The 20137-nt window shown below is 74.2% G+C and carries 1 protein-coding gene; it reads left to right on the forward strand.

Annotated features, from left to right (window positions below; translation table 11 throughout):
• Positions 1-16: 16 nt before the first annotated feature.
• Complete coding sequence (locus ACZ6ZT_RS22600; RefSeq protein ID WP_469721569.1) at positions 17-20077, forward strand: type I polyketide synthase; 20061 nt, start codon at positions 17-19, stop codon at positions 20075-20077.
• Positions 20078-20137: the final 60 nt, after the last annotated feature.

A 20137-nucleotide genomic window follows, 5' to 3' on the forward strand; every position in this document is an offset into this window, starting at 1 on the left:
AAGTGCGGAGTAAGTGATGACCACCCCGAACGAAAAAGTCGTTGAAGCGCTGCGGGCCTCCCTCAAGGAAACCGAGCGGCTGCGCCGCCGGAACCAGGAGCTCACCGACGCTTCCCGCGAACCCATCGCGATCGTCGGCATGAGCTGCCGGTTCCCCGGCGGTATCGGTTCGCCCGAAGACCTGTGGAAGCTCGTCGAGAGCGGCGGCGACGCCATCTCGGGCTTCCCCGCCGACCGCGGCTGGGACGTCGAGTCGCTGTACGACCCCGACCCCGACCACCCCGGCACCACGTACGCCCGCCACGGCGGGTTCCTGCACGAGGCACCGGACTTCGACGCCTCCTTCTTCGGGATCTCCCCGCGCGAGGCCCTCGCCATGGACCCGCAGCAGCGCCTGCTGCTGGAGACCACCTGGGAGGTCTTCGAGCGGGCCGGCATCGACCCGGCGACCCTGCGCGGCAGCCGCGCCGGGGTGTTCGTCGGCGCCTCCGCCAACGCGTACGGGGCCGGTTCGGGCGAGCTGCCCGACGGCGTCGAGGGGCACCTGCTGACCGGGACCGCCTCCAGCGTCGTCTCCGGCCGCCTCGCCTACGTCTTCGGTCTGGAGGGCCCCGCCGCCACCGTCGACACGGCCTGCTCGTCCTCGTCGGTGGCCCTGCACATGGCCGTTCAGGCCCTGCGCCAGGGGGAGTGCTCGCTCGCCCTGGCCGCGGGCGTCACCGTCCTCGCCGGGCCGGAGGTCTTCGTCGAGTTCAGCCGCCAGCGCGGCCTTTCGCCCGACGGCCGCTGCAAGTCCTTCGCCGAGGCGGCGGACGGCACCGGCTGGTCGGAGGGCGTCGGCGTCCTGCTGGTGGAACGCCTCTCCGACGCCCGTCGCAACGGTCACCGCGTCCTGGCGGTCGTCCGCGGCTCGGCCGTCAACCAGGACGGCGCCAGCAACGGCCTGACCGCCCCGAACGGCCCCGCCCAGCAGCGCGTCATCCGCCAGGCCCTGGAAAGCGCCCGGCTCACCCCCGCCGACATCGACGCCGTGGAGGCACACGGCACCGGTACCACCCTGGGCGACCCGATCGAGGCCCAGGCGCTGCTGGCCACGTACGGGCAGGACCGGCCGGAGGATCGGCCGCTGTGGCTCGGCTCCCTGAAGTCGAACCTCGGGCACACGCAGAACGTCGCCGGCATCGCGGGCGTCATCAAGATGGTCATGGCGATGCGGCACGGCGTGCTGCCCCGGACCCTGCACGTCGACGCGCCGACCTCGCACGTCGACTGGGAGAGCGGCGCGGTCTCCCTGCTCACCGAGCAGCGCGCCTGGCCCGAGACGGGCCGCCCGTACCGGGTCGGCGTCTCCGCCTTCGGCGTCAGCGGCACCAACGTCCACACGATCATCGAACAGGCTCCGGACGCCGACCGGACCCCGGAACCGGAGTCCGGGCCCGCCCCGACGGCGGTCGCGCCGGTCGTGCCCTGGATCGTCTCGGGCAAGGGCCGGGCCGCCCTGCGCGGGCAGGCGGCGCGCCTGCTGGCGCACCTGACGGAAGAGCCGGGGCCGAGCCCGGTGGACGTCGCACGGTCCCTGGTGGTCGGCCGGGCGTCGTTCGAGGAGCGGGCGGCCGTCGTCGCCGCCGACCGTGACGGCCTGCTGGCGGGGCTCGCCGCGCTGGCGGCGGACGGCACGGCGCCGGGCCTGGTCACGGGGTCGCCGAAGGGCGGGAAGCTCGCCTTCCTGTTCACCGGGCAGGGCAGCCAGCGGCTCGGGATGGGGCGTGAGCTGTACGAGGCCTTCCCGGTGTTCGCGGAGGCGCTTGATGCGGTGTGTGCGCGGCTGGAACTGCCGCTGCCGCTCCGGGATGTGCTGTTCGGTACGGATGGTGATCTGCTGGACCGTACGGAGTACACGCAGCCGGCGCTCTTCGCGGTCGAGGTGGCGCTGTTCCGGCTGGTGGAGAGCTGGGGGCTGAAGCCCGACTTCCTTTCCGGGCACTCGATCGGTGAGATCGCCGCCGCGCACGTCGCGGGCGTGCTGTCCCTGGACGATGCCTGTGCGCTGGTGGCGGCTCGTGGGCGGTTGATGCAGGCGTTGCCGTCGGGTGGCGTGATGATCGCGCTCCAGGCGTCGGAGGACGAGGTCCTGCCGCTGCTGACCGAGCGCGTGAGCATTGCCGCGATCAACGGGCCGACGTCGGTGGTCATCGCCGGTGACGAGGACGCGGCGACCGCGATCGTGGCGGCCTTCGCCGACCGCAAGAACAAGCGGCTGACCGTTTCACACGCGTTCCACTCGCCCCACATGGACGGGATGCTGGACGACTTCCGCCAGGTGGTGGAGGGGCTCACCTTCGGTGCCCCGCGTATCCCGGTCGTGTCGAACCTGACCGGCGCCCTGGTCACCGACGAGATGGGCGCGGCGGACTTCTGGGTCCGCCACGTCCGCGAAGCCGTGCGCTTCCTGGACGGCATCCGCGCCCTGGAGGCCGCCGGCGTCACGACGTACCTCGAACTCGGTCCCGACGGGGTCCTCTCCGCCCTCGGGCAGGAGTGCTCCGAGACGGACGGAGCGGACTTCGTGCCCCTCCTCCGCAAGGGCCGCCCCGAGGCCGAGGCCCTGGTCACCGCCGTGGCGCGGGCCCACACCCTCGGCGTCGGGATCGACTGGGCCGCGTACTTCTCCGGCACCGGCGCCCGCCGGATCGACCTGCCCACGTACGCCTTCCAGCGCGAGCGCTACTGGATCGAGCCCGGCACCTCCGCAGGCGACCTCGGCGCGGCGGGCCTGGACGAGGCCGCCCACCCGCTGCTCGGCGCCACGGTCGCCCTCGCCGACTCCGAGGGCTTCGTCTTCACCGCCCGGCTCTCGCCGACCACCCACCCCTGGCTGGCCGACCACGCCGTCATGGGCAGCGTCCTGCTCCCCGGCACCGCCTTCGTCGACCTGGCGATCTGGGCCGGTGACCAGGTGGGCTGCGACCTCGTGGAGGAACTCACCCTCGAAGCACCGCTGGTCCTGCCCGAACGCGGCGGCGTCCAGCTCCAGATGCACGTCAGCGCGCCCGACGCCGACGGCAGCGGCCGACGCTCCTTCAGCCTGGCCTCCCGCCCGAAGGACAGCGCGCCCGACGAACCCTGGACCCGGCACGCGGGCGGCGTCCTGGCCCCCCTGGCCACCGGCGCCACCGCCGCCCCGGCGCCGTTCGCCGACGGCGTGTGGCCCCCGGCCGGCGCCGAGCCCCTTCCCACGGACGGCCTCTACGCCGACCTCGCCGAGGTCGGCATGGGCTACGGCCCGGCGTTCCGCGGTCTCACCGCCGCCTGGCGGCACGGCGACAGCGTCTACGCCGAGGTCGCCCTGCCCGAGGGGACCGCCGCCACCGCGGCCGACTTCGGCCTGCACCCCGCCCTGCTGGACGCCGCGCTCCACACGCTGGGCCTCGGCGTCATGGGCGGCACCGAAGGCGAGGGACGGCTCCCGTTCGCCTGGAGCGGCGTCACCCTCCACGCGAGCGGCGCCGACGCCCTGCGCGTGCGCCTCTCCCCGACCGGCACGGGCGGTGGCGTACGCCTGGAGATCGCGGACGCGACGGGCGCGCCCGTCGCCACCGTCGACTCGCTCGTCCTGCGCGCCGTATCGGCCGAGCAGGTCCGGGCGGCCGGCACCGCCCACCACGCGTCGGTGTTCCGGGTGGAGTGGACGGCGCTGCCGACCACCCCCGCCCCCGCCGCCCGCTGGGCCGTCCTGGGCACCGCGATCCCCGCCGCCCTCCTCGCCGCCGGCCCGGCCGGCGACGGGATCACCGTCCACGCCGACCTGGCCGCCCTGGCCGCCGCCGTCGAGGCCGGAGAGCCCGCGCCCGACGCCGTGTTCGCCGCCTACGGACAGGCCGCCCCCGAAGGCGCCGCCGCCCCCGAAGGCACCGCCGCGCCGGAGCTCTCCGCCGACGCCGTGCACGGGGCCACGCACCACGCCCTGGCCCTCGCCCGGACCTGGCTGGGCGAAGAGCCCTTCACCGGCGAGCGGTTCGCCGGCACCCGCCTGATCGTCCTCACCCGGGGCGCCCTCGCCACCGGTGCCGATGCCGACGCCACCACGGCGGACCCGGCCGTCGACCCCGTCCACGCGGCCGTCCACGGCCTGCTGCGCTCCGCGCAGGCCGAGCACCCCGACCGGCTGCTGCTCCTCGACACCGACGCCACCGAGACCTCCGTACGCGCCCTGCCCGCGGCCCTCGCCACCGCCGTGGCCCTCGGCGAACCGCAACTCGCCGTCCGCGCCGGGACCGTCCTCGTACCCCGCCTCGCCCGCGTGGCCCGGGACACCGAGACGGAGGAGCAGGCCCCGGCCGGCACCACGTACGCGCCCGGCTCGACCGTGCTGATCACCGGCGCGGGCGGACTCCTCGGTGGTCTGATCGCCCGCCGTCTCGTCACCGAACACGGCGTACGCCACCTCCTGCTCGTCGGCCGACGCGGCGGATCCACCCCCGGCGCGGACCTGCTCGGCGCCGAACTCGCCGCCGAGGGCGCGACGGTGACCTGGGCCGCCTGCGACGTCGCGGACCGGGACGCCCTCGCCGCCGTCCTGGCCGGCATACCCGCCGAGCACCCGCTCGGCGCGGTCGTACACACCGCAGGCGTGCTCGACGACGGCGTGATCACCTCCCTCACCCCCGATCGCCTGTCGGCCGTACTGCGCCCCAAGGTCGACGCTGCCTGCAACCTCCACGAGCTGACCCGCGACCTCGGCCTCTCCGCCTTCGTGCTGTTCTCGTCCATCGGCGGCGTCTTCGGCGGCGCCGGACAGGGCAACTACGCCGCGGCCAACGTCTTCCTCGACGCGCTCGCCCGCCACCGGCGTTCCCTCGGACTCCCCGCCACCTCCCTCGCCTGGGCCCTGTGGGCCGACGGAGCGGGCATGGCGGGCAGCCTGACCGACGCCGACGTCAGCCGCATGACGCGCGGTGGACTGCCCCCGCTCACCTCGGCGGAAGGCCTCGACCTCTTCGACCTGGCCCACCGCATCGACGAGCCGGCGCCGGTCCTGATGCGGATCGACCTGCCCGGCCTGCGCGCGCAGGCCCGCGGCGGAGCCCTGTCCCCGCTGCTGCGCGGGCTCGTACGGGTCCCCGTACGCCGCTCCGCGCACGGCGCGGCCACGACGGCGGGCCTCTCCGGACTGCGGCAGCGCCTCGCCGGGCTCCCGGCAGCCGAGCAGGACCGCGTGCTGCTCGACCTCGTACGCAAGCAGGTCGCCACCGCCCTCGGCTACCCGGGCCCCGCCTCCGTCGAGCCGGGCCGCTCCTTCAAGGAGCTCGGCTTCGACTCGCTCACCGCCGTCGAACTGCGCAACCTCCTCGGCGAGGCCACCGGCCGCCGGCTGCCCGCCACCCTGGTCTTCGACTACCCGACCGCCACCGCCCTCGCCCGCTACCTCCGCGAGGAGGTCGTCGGCGACCTCGCGGACCACGCCGGCCTCCCGGCCCGGCTGCCGGCCGCCGCCACGACACGCGCCGAGGACGACGACCCCATCGCGATCGTCGCGATGAGCTGCCGCTTCCCCGGAGGCGTCACCTCGCCCGAGGACCTGTGGCGGCTCCTCGCCGAGGGCCGCGACGGCATCACCGCGTTCCCCGCCGACCGCGGCTGGGACCTCGACTCCCTCTACAGCGACGACCCCGACCGGGAAGGCACCAGCTACGTCCGTGAGGGCGGCTTCCTCCACGAGGCCGCCGAGTTCGACGCCTCCTTCTTCGGGATCTCCCCGCGCGAGGCCCTCGCCATGGACCCGCAGCAGCGCCTGCTGCTGGAGACCACCTGGGAGACTTTCGAACGCGCCGGAATCGACCCGACCGGCGTGCGCGGCAGCCGTACCGGCGTGTTCGTCGGCTCCAACGCGCAGGACTACCTCCAGCTGTGGCTGAACGACGGCGACGGCCTCGAAGGCCACCTCGGCACCGGCAACGCGGCCAGCGTCGTCTCCGGCCGCATCTCCTACTCCTTCGGGCTGGAGGGCCCGGCCGTCACCGTCGACACCGCCTGCTCCTCCTCGCTCGTCACCCTGCACCTCGCCGCCCAGTCACTGCGCCGCGGCGAGTGCGCGATGGCGCTCACCGGCGCGGTGACGATCATGTCCACGCCCGGTGCGTTCACCGAGTTCAGCCGCCAGCGCGGCCTGGCGGAGAACGGCCGCATCAAGGCCTTCGCCGCCGCCGCCGACGGCACGATCTGGTCCGAGGGAGTCGGCCTGCTGCTCCTGGAGCGGCTCTCCGACGCCCGCCGCAACGGCCACCCGGTCCTCGCCGTCGTCCGCGGCACCGCCGTCAACCAGGACGGCGCCAGCAACGGCCTCACCGCCCCCAACGGCCCCTCGCAGCAGCGCGTCATCCGCGAGGCCCTCACCGACGCCGGCCTCACCACCGCCGACGTCGACGCCGTCGAGGCCCACGGCACGGGAACGAAGCTGGGCGACCCGATCGAGGCGCAGGCGCTGCTGGCCACGTACGGCCAGGACCGGCCGGCGGACCGGCCGCTGCTGCTGGGGTCGGTGAAGTCGAACATCGGCCACACGCAGGCCGTCGCCGGTGTCGCCGGTGTGATCAAGATGGTCATGGCGATGAGCCACGGGGTACTGCCCCAGACCCTCCACATCGACGAACCGACCCCCTACGTCGACTGGTCGGCCGGAGACATCCAGCTGCTGACCGAGTCCGTCGCGTGGCCCGAGACCGGCCGTGCGCGCCGCGCGGGCATCTCCTCGTTCGGCTACAGCGGCACCAACGCCCACGCCGTCATCGAGCAGGTACCGCCGTCGGCGGACGACCGGGACGAGCCGGTCGCGGCCGCCCCCGGGCTGCCGGTGCTGCCGTGGCTCGTCTCCGGCCGCACGGCGGCCGCCCTGCGGGCCCAGGCGGAACGACTCCGCCCGGTCGCGGCCGACCTCGTCGCCGCCACGGGTGCCCGTGGCGCGCTCGACCTCGGCCACTCCCTCGCCGCGCACCGCGCGTCCCTGGAGCACCGCGCCGTGGTGCTCGGCGCACCGTCGGACGGCGACACCCTCGTCGGCCGTCTGGCCGCCCTGGCCGCCGGAGAGCCCGTACCGGGTCTGGTACGGGGCACGGTGTCGAGCGGCGGGCTGGCCTTCCTCTTCACGGGCCAGGGCAGCCAGCGGCTCGGGATGGGGCGTGAGCTGTACGAGGCCTTCCCGGTGTTCGCGGCCGCGCTGGACGCGGTGGGTGAGCGGCTGGACCTCGAAGTGCCGCTGCGGGATGTGCTGTTCGGTACGGATGGTGATCTGCTCGACCGTACGGAGTACACGCAGCCGGCTTTGTTCGCGGTGGAGGTGGCGCTGTTCCGGCTGCTGGAGTCGTGGGGTGTGCGGCCGGACTTCCTGTCCGGGCACTCCGTGGGTGAGATCGCCGCCGCCCATGTGGCGGGGGTGCTGTCGCTGGACGATGCGTGCGTGCTGGTCGCGGCGCGCGGCCGGTTGATGCAGGCGCTGCCGGGCGGTGGCGTGATGATCGCGCTGGAGGCGGCGGAGGACGAGGTCCTGCCGTTGCTGACCGAGCGGGTGAGCATTGCGGCGGTCAACGGGCCGCGCGCGGTGGTGGTGGCCGGTGACGAGGACGCGGCGACGGCGGTCGTGGCGGCCTTCCCGGACCGCAAGTCGAAGCGGCTGACCGTTTCACACGCGTTCCACTCGCCGCACATGGACGGCATGCTGGACGACTTCCGCCGGGTCGTGGAGGGCCTCAGCTTCGACGCCCCGCGGATCCAGGTGGTGTCGAACCTGACCGGTTCGGTCGTCTCCGAGGAGATGGCCTCGGCGGACTTCTGGGTCCGGCACGTCCGCGAGGCCGTGCGGTTCCTGGACGGCATCCGCGTCCTGGAGGCGGCGGGCGTCACGACGTATCTCGAACTCGGTCCCGACGGGGTGCTGTCCGCCCTGGCCCAGGAGTGCCTGACGGGTGATGCGGACGTCGCCCTCGCCCCGCTGATGCGCGCGGGGCGCGGCGAGGCGGAGACCGTGGTCGGCGCCGTCGCCCAGGCCCACGTACGGGGCGTCGAGGTGGACTGGTCCGCCTACTTCGCCGGTACGGGTGCCCGCCGGATCGAGCTGCCGACGTACGCCTTCCAGCGCCAGCGCTACTGGCCGGAGACCGTCCTGTCGAACGGTGCCATCGCCTCCGCTCCGGCGGCGAACGCGGTGGACGCCCGCTTCTGGGAGGCGGTGGAGAGCGGCGATCTCGGCTCCCTGGCGTCCGAACTGCACGTGGCCGACGATGCGCGCTTCAGTGACCTCGTCCCCGCCCTGTCGGCATGGCGTCGCCAGGGTCAGGAACAGTCCGAGGTGGACGGCTGGCGTTACCGGGTGTCGTGGAAGCCGCTGACGGATTCCGCGGCTGGTGCGCGGTTGTCGGGTAGTTGGTTGGTTGTGGTGCCGGCCGGTGGTGTGGATGACGCTGCTGTGGTGGGTGCGCTGGCCGGGCGGGGGGCTGAGGTCCGCCGGATCGTGGTGGAGGGTGGCGCGGTGCGTGCCGCGCTGGCTGATGCCGACACGGGTGCGGCCGTTGCGGGTGTGGTGTCGCTGCTGGCGCTGGATGAGGCGGCCGGGGTGGTTCCGACCGCTGAGCTGCTTCAGGCGTTGGGTGAGGCCGGGGTGGAGGCGCCGTTGTGGTGTCTGACCCGGGGTGCGGTGAGTGTGGGGCGTTCGGACCAGCTGGTGTCTGCTGTTCAGGCGCAGGTGTGGGGTCTGGGCCGGGTTGCCGCTCTGGAGCTGCCGGAGCGGTGGGGTGGTCTGGTCGATCTGCCCGAGGTGTGGGACGAGCGGGCCATGGGCCGGCTGGTCGCCGTACTGGCCGGTGGTCTTGCTGGTGAGGACCAGGTCGCGGTGCGGTCGTCGGGTGTGTTCGGGCGTCGGCTGGTTCGTGCCGTCGCCGGGAACGCGAGTTCCTGGGTGCCGTCCGGGACGGTGCTCGTCACTGGTGGTACGGGTGCTCTCGGTGGCCGGGTGGCTCGTTGGCTGGCCGGTGCGGGCGCTGAGCGGCTGGTGCTCACCAGCCGCCGGGGTATGGACGCGCCGGGTGCCGCTGAGTTGGTGACGGAGCTTGGCGAGCTGGGTGTTGAGGTTTCGGTGGTGGCGTGTGATGCCGCCGATCGTGACGCGCTGCGTACGCTCCTCGCGGCTGAGGCCGACGGCCTCACGGCGGTCGTGCACACCGCTGGGATCCTGGACGACGGTGTGCTCGACGCGCTGACGCCCGAGCGGTTCGAGAGCGTGCTGCGGGCGAAGGCCACGTCCGCGCTGAACCTGCACGAGCTGACCGTCGAGCTCGGGATCGAGCTCTCCGCCTTCGTGCTGTTCTCCTCGATGAGCGGCACGATCGGTGCGGCCGGTCAGGGTAACTACGCTGCCGCGAACGCTTACCTGGATGCTCTGGCCGAGCAGCGGCGTGGTGCCGGGCTGGCCGCGACGTCGATCGCCTGGGGTCCGTGGGCCGAGGGCGGTATGGCCGCCGACGAGGCGATGGACGCGCGCATGCGGCGGGGCGGCGTCCCGCCCATGAACGCCGACCTCGCCATCACCGCCCTCCGCCAGGCCGTCGGCTCCGGCGAGGCGGCATTGACGGTGGTCGACGTCGACTGGGCGAGGTTCGCGCCCGGCTTCACGGCGGTGCGCGTCGGCCGGCTGCTCGCCGATCTGCCCGAGGCTGAAGCCGTCACCCGTGGCCCGGAGCGCACGGACGACCTGACCGAACGCTCGGGTTCGGCCCTCGCCGAGCACCTGCGCACTCTGTCCGCCGCCGACCGGGACCCCTTCCTCCTCGGCCTGGTGCGTACCCGGGTCGCCGAAGTCCTCGGGCACTCCGGTGCCGAAGACGTCGAGGCCGGACGGGCCTTCCGCGAGATCGGCTTCGACTCGCTCACCGCGGTCGAGCTGCGCAACCGGCTCGGCGCGGCCACCGGACTGCGGCTGCCCGCCACCCTCGTCTACGACTACCCGACCCCGGCCGCCCTGGCTGCCCACCTGCTCTCCGAACTCCTCGGAACACAGGTGGCTTCCGCCGGCTCCGTCGCCACGGCGGCAGCGGCGGCCGACGACGACCCGATCGCGATCGTCGCGATGAGCTGCCGTTTCCCCGGCGGGGTACGGACGCCGGAAGACCTCTGGCAGCTGCTCGTCTCCGGCACCGACGCGATCTCCGACCTGCCGCTGGACCGGGGCTGGGACCTCGACGCCCTGTACGACGCCGACCCGAGCGCCCAGGGCACCTCGTACGCCCGACAGGGCGGTTTCCTCTACGACGCGGCCGACTTCGACGCCGACTTCTTCGGGATCTCGCCGCGCGAGGCCCTGGCGATGGACCCGCAGCAGCGGCTGCTGCTGGAGACGTCCTGGGAGGCCTTCGAGCGGGCCGGCATCGACCCCGAGACGCTGCGCGGCAGCCAGGCCGGTGTGTTCGTCGGGACCAACGGCCAGGACTACCTCTCCGTCCTGCTGGAGGAACCGGCCGGTCTGGAGGGGCACCTGGGGACCGGCAACGCCGCCAGCGTCGTGTCCGGGCGTCTGTCGTACGTGTTCGGGCTCGAAGGCCCGGCGGTCACGGTCGACACCGCCTGCTCGTCCTCGCTGGTCGCCCTGCACTGGGCGATCCAGGCGCTCCGCAACGGCGAGTGCTCCTTGGCCCTGGCCGGTGGCGTCACCGTCATGTCGACGCCCGGCACCTTCATCGAGTTCAGCCGCCAGCGCGGTCTGGCCGCCGACGGCCGCATCAAGGCGTTCGCGGCGGGTGCGGACGGTACGGGCTGGGGCGAGGGCGTCGGCATGCTCCTGGTGGAGCGGCTCTCGGACGCCCGCCGCAACGGCCACCCGGTCCTCGCGGTGGTGCGCGGCTCGGCGGTCAACCAGGACGGTGCGAGCAACGGTCTGACGGCCCCCAACGGGCCGTCCCAGCAGCGCGTCATCCGCGCCGCCCTCGCCAGCGCCGGACTCTCCGCCGCTGACGTGGACGCGGTCGAGGCGCACGGCACCGGTACGACGCTCGGCGACCCGATCGAGGCCCAGGCGCTCCTGGCCACCTACGGACAGGAACGACCGGAGGGGCAGCCGCTGCTGCTCGGTTCGGTCAAGTCCAGCATCGGGCACACGCAGGCCGCCGCCGGTGTCGCCGGTGTGATCAAGATGGTCATGGCGATGCGGCACGGGCAGCTGCCCGAGAGCCTGCACATCGACCGGCCGTCCCCCCAGGTCGACTGGGAGGCGGGCGACATCGAGTTGCTCACCGAGCGGCGGGAGTGGCCGCGGACCGGCCGTCCACGCCGGGCCGGCATCTCCTCGTTCGGCTTCAGCGGCACCAACGCACACACGATCATCGAACAGGCCCCGGACACCGAACCCACGGGGGCGGGCTCCGAGGAGCCGGGGCACGCGCCCCTGCCCCTGGTGGTCTCCGCGAAGAGCGAGGCGGGGCTCCGCGCCCAGGCCGAGGGCCTTCGCGCACGCCTGCTCGCCGACCCCGGGCTGCGCCCGGCCGACGTCGGCGCCACCCTCGCCACCGGCCGCTCGGCGTTCGAGCAGCGCGCGGCGGTCGTGGCCGCAGACCGTGACGGCCTGCTGTCCGCCCTCGCCGCTCTGGCGGAGGGCGGTTCGGCGGCGGGCCTGGTGACGGGCTCGCCGGTCGGCGGCAAGGTCGCCTTCCTGTTCACCGGGCAGGGGAGCCAGCGCCTCGGGATGGGGCGTGAGCTGTACGAGGCCTTCCCGGTGTTCGCGGACGCGCTGGACGCGGTGTGTGCGCGGCTGGAACTGCCGCTGCGGGATGTCCTGTTCGGTACGGATGGTGATCTGCTGGACCGTACGGAGTTCACGCAGCCGGCGTTGTTCGCGGTGGAGGTGGCGCTGTTCCGGCTCGTGGAGAGCTGGGGTGTGCGGCCGGACTTCGTGGCCGGGCATTCGATCGGTGAGATCGCCGCCGCCCATGTGGCGGGTGTGCTGTCCCTGGACGATGCCTGTGTGCTGGTCGCCGCGCGCGGCCGGCTGATGCAGGCGCTTCCGGCCGGTGGTGTGATGATCGCGCTCCAGGCGTCGGAGGACGAGGTCCTGCCGCTGCTGACGGAGCGGGTGAGCATCGCTGCGGTCAACGGTCCGCGTTCGGTGGTGGTGGCCGGGGACGAGGATGCGGCTCTCGCCATCGCCGCCGCCTTCCCGGACCGGAAGTCGAAGCGGCTGACCGTCTCGCACGCGTTCCACTCGCCGCACATGGACGGGATGCTGGGCGACTTCCGCCAGGTGGTGGAGGGGCTCACCTTCGCCGCCCCGCGGATCCCGGTCGTGTCGAACCTGACCGGCGCCCTGGTCACCGACGAGATGGGCGCGGCGGACTTCTGGGTCCGCCACGTCCGCGAGGCCGTGCGATTCCTGGACGGCATCCGCGCCCTGGAGGCGGCGGGCGTCACGACGTATCTGGAACTCGGTCCCGACGGGGTCCTCTCCGCCCTCGGGCAGGGGTGCTCCGAGCGGGACGGGGTGGCCTTCGTGCCCCTCCTCCGCAAGGGCCGTCCCGAGGCCGAGGCGGCGATGACCGCCCTGGCCCGGAGCCACGTCCGAGGGATCTCCCTCGACTGGCGGGCGGTCTACGGGACCGGGGCCGTACGCGTCGACCTGCCGACGTACGCCTTCCAGCGCAGCCGGTACTGGCCGGAGACGGCACTCGTCCGCCGTGCCGAGCCGGGGACCCGTACGCCCCTCGACGCCTGGCGCTACCGGGTGACGTGGAAGCCACTGGCGGACTCCGCGGCCGGTGCCGCGCTGTCCGGTACGTGGCTGGTGGTGACGCCTGCCGGTGGTGCCGACGACTTGGCCGTGGTGGAGGCCCTGGCCGCCCGTGGCGCCCAGGTGCGCCGGGTGGCGGTGGAGGCGGGTGCGGGCCGGGAGGCCCTGGCCGGTCTGCTGGCCGAAGCCGATGCCGAAGCCGAAGCTGGAGCCCAGACCGGGCCCGTGGCCGGTGTGGTGTCGCTGCTGGCGCTGGCGGAGGATGCCGAGGTGGTGTCCACGGCCGCCCTCGTGCAGGCGATGGGCGACGCCGATGTGGAGGCGCCGCTGTGGTGCCTGACCCGGGGTGCGGTCAGCGTCGGTCGCTCCGACCTCCTGGTGTCTGCCGTCCAGGCGCAGGTCTGGGGTCTGGGCCGGGTCGCCGCTCTGGAGGTTCCGCAGCGCTGGGGCGGTCTGGTGGACCTGCCCGAGGTGTGCGACGAGCGGGCCTTTGGCCGGCTGGTCGCCGTACTCGCCGGTGGTCTCGCCGGTGAGGACCAGGTCGCGGTGCGGTCGTCCGGTGTCTTCGGGCGCCGGCTGGTGCGTGCCGCCGCTGGTGGTGCTGGTGCGTGGACGCCGTCCGGGACGGTGCTGGTGACCGGCGGGACGGGCGCCCTCGGCGCCCACGTCGCCCGCTGGCTGGCCGGTGCGGGCGCCGAGCGGCTGGTGCTGACCAGCCGCCGTGGTGCGGACGCGCCGGGTGCCGCCGAGCTGGCGGCGGAGCTTGGCGAGCTGGGTGTGGAGGTGTCGGTGGTGGCGTGTGACGCCGCCGACCGGGATGCGCTGCGTACGCTCCTCGCTGCCGAGGCGGAGGTGCTGACGGCCGTCGTGCACACCGCCGGTGTGCTGGACGACGGTGTGCTGGACGCCTTGACGCCCGAGCGGTTCGCGGGCGTGCTGCGGGCCAAGGCCGTCTCGGCCCGCAACCTGCACGAGCTGACCGGCGAACTGGGCATCGAGCTCTCCGCCTTCGTGCTGTTCTCGTCCGTGACGGGCACCTGGGGCACGGCGGGGCAGGCCAACTACGCCGCCGCCAACGCCTATCTGGACGCCCTGGCCGAGCAGCGGCGGGCCGCCGGGCTCGCCGCCACCTCGATCGCCTGGGGCCCGTGGGCCGAGGGCGGCATGGCCGCCGACGGGGCGCTGGAGGCCCGGATGCGCCAGGGCGGCGTGCCGCCCATGGCGGCCGCGTCGGCCATCGGCGCCCTCCACCGCGCCCTCGACGCGAACGACCCGGTCGTCGCGGTCGTGGACGTCGACTGGGACCGGTTCGCGCCCGGCTTCACAGCCGTGCGCGGCGGCAACCTCCTCGCCGACCTGCCCGAGGCCCGCAGCGTCCTCGCCGTACGCGGCGGCGCCGCAGACGGTACGGCCGCCGACGGCCGCGACTCCCTCGCGGGCCGGCTGGCGGGCCTCTCCGCCGCCGAACGCGACCGGCTGCTGCTCGACCTCGTCCGCAAGGAGGTCGCCGCCGTCCTCGGCCACACCGGCGTCGAAAGCGTCGGCGCGGGGCGGGCGTTCAAGGAACTCGGCTTCGACTCGCTGACCGCCGTCGAACTGCGCAACCGCCTGGGCGCCACCACCGGACTGAAGCTCCCGGCCACGTTGATCTACGACTACCCGACCTCCGCCGACCTGGCGGAGCACCTGCGCGGCGAACTGCTGGGCACCGGTGCCGAGGAGGCCGTCGCGGCTCCGATGGGCCGGGCCGCGGTCGACGACGAGGATCCCATCGCGATCGTCGCCATGAGCTGCCGCTTCCCGGGCGGCGTGCGGACCCCCGAGGACCTGTGGCGGCTGCTGGCCGCCGGCGGGGACGCGATCGGCGAGTTCCCGGCCGACCGCGGCTGGGACGCCGAGGAACTGTTCGGGCCGCGCTCCGCGCAGGAGGCGGCGTACGCCCGCGAAGGCGGGTTCCTCTACGATGTCGCGCAGTTCGACCCCGGCTTCTTCGGGATCTCGCCGCGCGAGGCCGTCGCCATGGACCCGCAGCAGCGGCTGCTGCTGGAGACCTCGTGGGAGGCGTTCGAGCGGGCCGGGATCGACCCGGCGTCGATGCGCGGCAGCCAGGCCGGTGTGTTCGTCGGGACCAACGGGCAGGACTACCTCTCGCTCGTGCTGAACTCCGCCGACGGCGGCGACGGCTTCATGAGCACCGGCAACTCCGCGAGCGTCGTGTCCGGGCGTCTGTCGTACGTGTTCGGGCTCGAAGGCCCGGCGGTCACCGTCGACACCGCCTGCTCGGCGTCGCTCGTGGCCCTGCACCTCGCCGTGCAGGCGCTCCGCAGCGGCGAGTGCTCGATCGCCCTGGCCGGCGGTGTCACCGTCATGTCGACGCCGGGCGCGTTCGTCGAGTTCGCCCGGCAGGGCGGCCTCGCCGCGGACGGCCGGATCAAGGCGTTCGCGGCGGGTGCGGACGGTACGGGCTGGGGTGAGGGCGTCGGCATGCTGCTCGTGGAGCGGCTGTCGGATGCCCGTCGCAACGGCCACCCGGTCCTCGCGGTGGTGCGCGGTTCCGCAGTCAATCAGGATGGTGCGAGTAATGGTCTGACGGCTCCGAACGGTCCGTCGCAGCAGCGGGTGATCCGTGCGGCGCTCGCCGGCGCGGGTCTGTCGGCGGCTGATGTGGATGTGGTGGAGGCGCACGGTACGGGCACCCGGCTGGGTGACCCGATCGAGGCGCAGGCGTTGCTGGCCACGTACGGGCAGGAGCGTCCGGAGGGCCGGCCGCTGCTGCTCGGCTCGATCAAGTCGAACATCGGGCACACGCAGGCCGCTGCCGGTGTGGCGGGTGTGATCAAGATGGTGATGGCGATGCGCCACGGGGAGCTTCCGCAGACCCTGCACGTGGACGAGCCGACCCCGCACGTCGACTGGACGGCGGGCGACATCGAGATCCTGACCGAGCGGCGGGCCTGGCCGGAGACCGGCCGTCCGCGCCGGGCCGGCGTGTCCTCGTTCGGTGTGAGCGGTACGAACGCGCACACCATCCTGGAGCAGGCCCCCGAGATCCCCGAGCCGGCAGAGGCCGTGGCCGAGGCTCCCGTGGGCGGCATCCGGCCGTGGATCCTGTCCGGCCGGACCCGGGCCGCCCTGCGCGAGCAGGCCGCCCGGCTCCTCGCCCACCTCGGTGACGAGCGGCCCGAGGACGTCGGTCACTCGCTCGCGACCGGCCGGGCCCTGCTCGACCACCGCGCCGTGATCGTCGCGGGGACGGGGGAGGAGTACCGCGAGGCGCTGACCGCGCTCGCGGCGGGCGACTCCGTCGCCGCGCTGACACAGGGCGTGGCGGCCACCGAGCAGCAGGTGGCGTTCCTGTTCACGGGGCAGGGGAGCCAGCGCCTCGGGATGGGGCGTGAGCTGTACGAGGCCTTCCCGGTGTTCGCGGATGCGCTGGACGCGGTGTGTGCGCGGTTCGATCTGGAACTGCCGTTGCGGGATGTCCTGTTCGGTACGGATGGTGATCTGCTGGACCGTACGGAGTTCACGCAGCCGGCGTTGTTCGCGGTGGAGGTGGCGCTGTTCCGGCTGCTGGAGTCGTGGGGTGTGCGGCCTGATTTCCTCTCCGGGCACTCCATCGGTGAGATCGCGGCGGCACATGTCGCCGGAGTGTTCTCCCTGGAGGACGCGTGCACGCTGGTTGCCGCGCGGGGCCGGCTGATGCAGGCGTTGCCGTCCGGCGGGGCCATGATCGCGGTGCAGGCCTCGGAAGACGAGGTGCTGCCGCTGTTGAACGACCGGGTGAGCATCGCGGCCGTCAACGGTCCGCAGTCGGTGGTGGTCGCGGGTGATGAGGATGCGGTGGTCAAGGTCGTTGAGGCCTTCGCCGACCGCAAGTCGAAGCGGCTGACCGTTTCGCACGCGTTCCACTCGCCGCACATGGACGGGATGCTGGCTCACTTCCGCAAGGTGGCCGAGGGCATCACATACGACACCCCGCGCATCCCGGTCGTCTCCAACCTCACCGGGGCCCTCGTCTCCGACGAGATGGGCTCGGCGGACTTCTGGGTCCGCCACGTCCGCGAAGCCGTCCGCTTCCTCGATGGCATCCGCGCCCTGGAGGCCGCCGGAGTGACCACGTACGTCGAGCTGGGCCCGGACGGGATCCTGTCCGCCCTCGCCCAGGACTGCCTCACCAACGACACCGACGCCTTCGCGCCGCTGCTCCGCAAGGGCCGGGATGAGGCGGAGACGCTGGTCACCGCCCTTGCCCGGGCCCACGTCCAGGGTGTGGACGTCGACTGGGCGGCGTACTTCGCCGGTACCGGCGCCCGCCGGGTCGACCTGCCCACGTACGCCTTCCAGCGCGAGCGCTACTGGGTCGACTCCTTCGCCCCGTCCGAGGACGCCCTGTCGCTCGGCATCGAGTCGGCCGGGCACCCCCTGCTCGGCGCGGCCGTTGAACTGCCGGACACGGGCGGGTTCCTGTTCACCGGCCGGCTGTCCCGCCGTACCCACCCCTGGCTGGCCGACCACGTCATCGCCGACTCCGTGGTCGTGCCCGGTGCGGCCTTCGTCGAGCTCGCCCTGCGGGCCGGCGAGGAAGCCGGCTGCGGCCACCTGGAGGAGCTGACCAACGAAGCACCGCTCGTACTCCCGGAGGACGGTGGCGTACAGCTCCGCCTCACTGTGGGCGGGGCGGACGAGACCGGACGCCGGGCCGTACAGGTGCACAGCCGCCCCGAGGCGGCCGACGGCGACGTGGCGAACGGCGGGGCCTGGTCCCGCCACGCCACCGGATACCTCACCGCGGCCGGCACGGAGGCCGGGACCGACGTCACCCACACCGGTGACACCGGAGTCTGGCCGCCCGCCGGCGCCGACGAGGTGCCGGTGGAGGAGGTGTACGACCGCCTGGCGGTCGCCGGGCTCCACCACGGCACGGCGCTCAGGTCCCTCACCCGGGCCTGGCTGCGCGGCGACGAGGTCTTCGCGCAGGCCCGTCTCTCCGACGAACTGCGGTCCTCGGCGGCCGGGTTCGCCCTGCACCCCGCTCTCCTCGACGCGGCGGTGCAGGCGCTGGCGGTGACGCCCGGCGCAGCCGGTGACGCCACGGTCCGGGAGCCCCACATCTGGCGCGGGGTACGGCTGCACGCGGCCGGAGCGGAGTCGCTGCGGCTGTCCGTCACCTCCGACGGCGCGGGCACCGTGACCGTCGAACTGGCCGACGACCAGGGTGCGACCGTCGCGACCGTCGAGCAACTGGTGACCCGGCGGCTCGACACCGAGCCGTTCGCGGTGACCGCCGGGGACGGGGCGTACGACTCGCTGTTCCGCCTCGACTGGATACGGACGACCGTCCCGGCCGGGACGATCGCCGCGACCCACGTCGTCGTCGGTGACGCCGACGCCCGGGCGGGTCTGACCGCCGCCCTCGGTGGCGCGGGAGTGCCCGTGGCCGCGTACGACGACCTCGCCGCGCTGGACGAGGCCGTCACCGCCGGGCGGCAGGCGATGCCGGACACCGTGGTCGTGCCGTTCATGGCGGCCGAAGGCCGTACGGTCCTCGACGCCGTGGCGCACGAGGCCCGCGAGGTCACGCACCGGGCGCTCGCCGCCGTACAGGACTGGCTGGGCGACGGCCGCTTCGCGGGTGCGCGTCTCGCCGTCGTCACGCGCGGTGCGGTCGCCGCGCACACGGACACCGAGGCGGCCGACCTCGCCCACACCCCGGTGTGGGGTCTGGTGCGGGCCGCGCGGACCGAGCACCCCGGCCGGTTCGTGCTCGTCGACCTCGACGGCACGGACGCCTCCGCCCGGGCCCTCGCGGGCGCCCTCGCCTCCGACGAGCACGAACTGGCCGTGCGGGCGGGCACGTTGTACGCGCCGCGGCTGGCACGGCTGGGCGCGCCGGCCGGTGACGGCGACCTGAGCCGCATCGACACGAGCGGTACGGTCCTGGTCACCGGGGCCGGCGGCGGACTGGCCGGGCTCCTCGCCCGCCACCTGGTCGCCGAACACGGGGTGCGGCACCTGCTGCTCACCGGCCGCAGGGGCGGCGACACCGACGCGGCGGCGGGACTCACCGCCGATCTGGTCGCGGCGGGAGCCGAGGTGACCTGGGCGGCGTGCGACGTTGCCGACCGGGACGCGCTGGCCGCGCTGCTGGGTTCCGTACCGGCCGAGCGGCCGCTGACGGCGGTCGTCCACACGGCGGCGGTCCTGGACGACGGGGTCGTGGACCTGCTCACCCCGGAACGGGTGGACCGGGTCCTGCGGCCCAAGGTCGACGGGGCCCTGCACCTGCACGAGCTGACCCGCCACCTCGACCTGTCGGCCTTCGTCCTCTTCTCCGCCGCCGCCGGTACCCTCGGCGGCGCCGGCCAGGCCAACTACGGCGCGGCGAACGTCTTCCTCGACGCCCTCGCCCGGCACCGCCGGGCCCGTGGCCTCAGCGCGCTGTCCCTCGTGTGGGGCATGTGGGCCGAGGAACGCGGTATGGCGGGCCGGCTCACCGGGGCCGAGCGGGCCCGCGCCGCTCGCGGTGGTGTCGTGCCGCTGTCGGCGGCGGAGGGCCTGGCCCTCTTCGACGCCGCCCTCGCGGCGGCGGACGACGAGCCGGTCCTGCTGCCGGTCGCCGTCGACCTGCCGGCCCTGCGGGCCCGGGCGGCGGACGGCGGCCTCCTGCCGATGTTCCGCGGCCTGGTCCGCACCCCGGTCCGGGCGCGCAACCGGACGGCGGTGCCGGCCGGTGCGAACCCGGCGCAGGCCGCGGCCGCCGGGGCGGACGAACAGAGCCCGGCGCGGCGACTGGCCGGGCTGTCACCCGCCGAGCGGGAGCGGACCGTACTGGACCTGGTGCGCGGGCAGGTGGCCGCCGTACTCGGGTACAAGTCGGCGGAACACGTCGGGGTGGAGCAGGCGTTCAAGGAGCTGGGCTTCGGCTCGCTCACGGCCGTCGAGCTGCGCAACCGGCTCGGCGCGGCCGCCGGGCTGCGGCTGCCCGCCACCCTGGTCTACGACTACCCGAACCCGGCCGCGCTCGCCCGGCACCTGCTGAGCGAGCTCGCCCCCGAGGGCACGGGCGGACGGAAGCTGTCCGTCCTGGAGGAACTCGACCGCCTGGAGAGCACCTTCTCCTCGCTGGACCCGGCGGAACTGGCGGCGGCGGCGGACGACGACGCGGCCCACGCACGGGTCGCCGTACGCCTCCAGACCCTCCTGGCCCAGTGGAACGACGCCCGTACACCGGACGACGACACGGCGGCCGGAGAGATCGAGGACGCCAGCGACGACGAGCTGTTCGCCCTCATCGACAAGAAGTTCGGCCAGGGCTGAACCCCAACCACCCCCAGGCCGTGCCGCCGGAACCCCTGTTCCGGCGGCACGGCCCGGGGG

Source organism: Streptomyces sp. NPDC102258 (assembly GCF_055584685.1).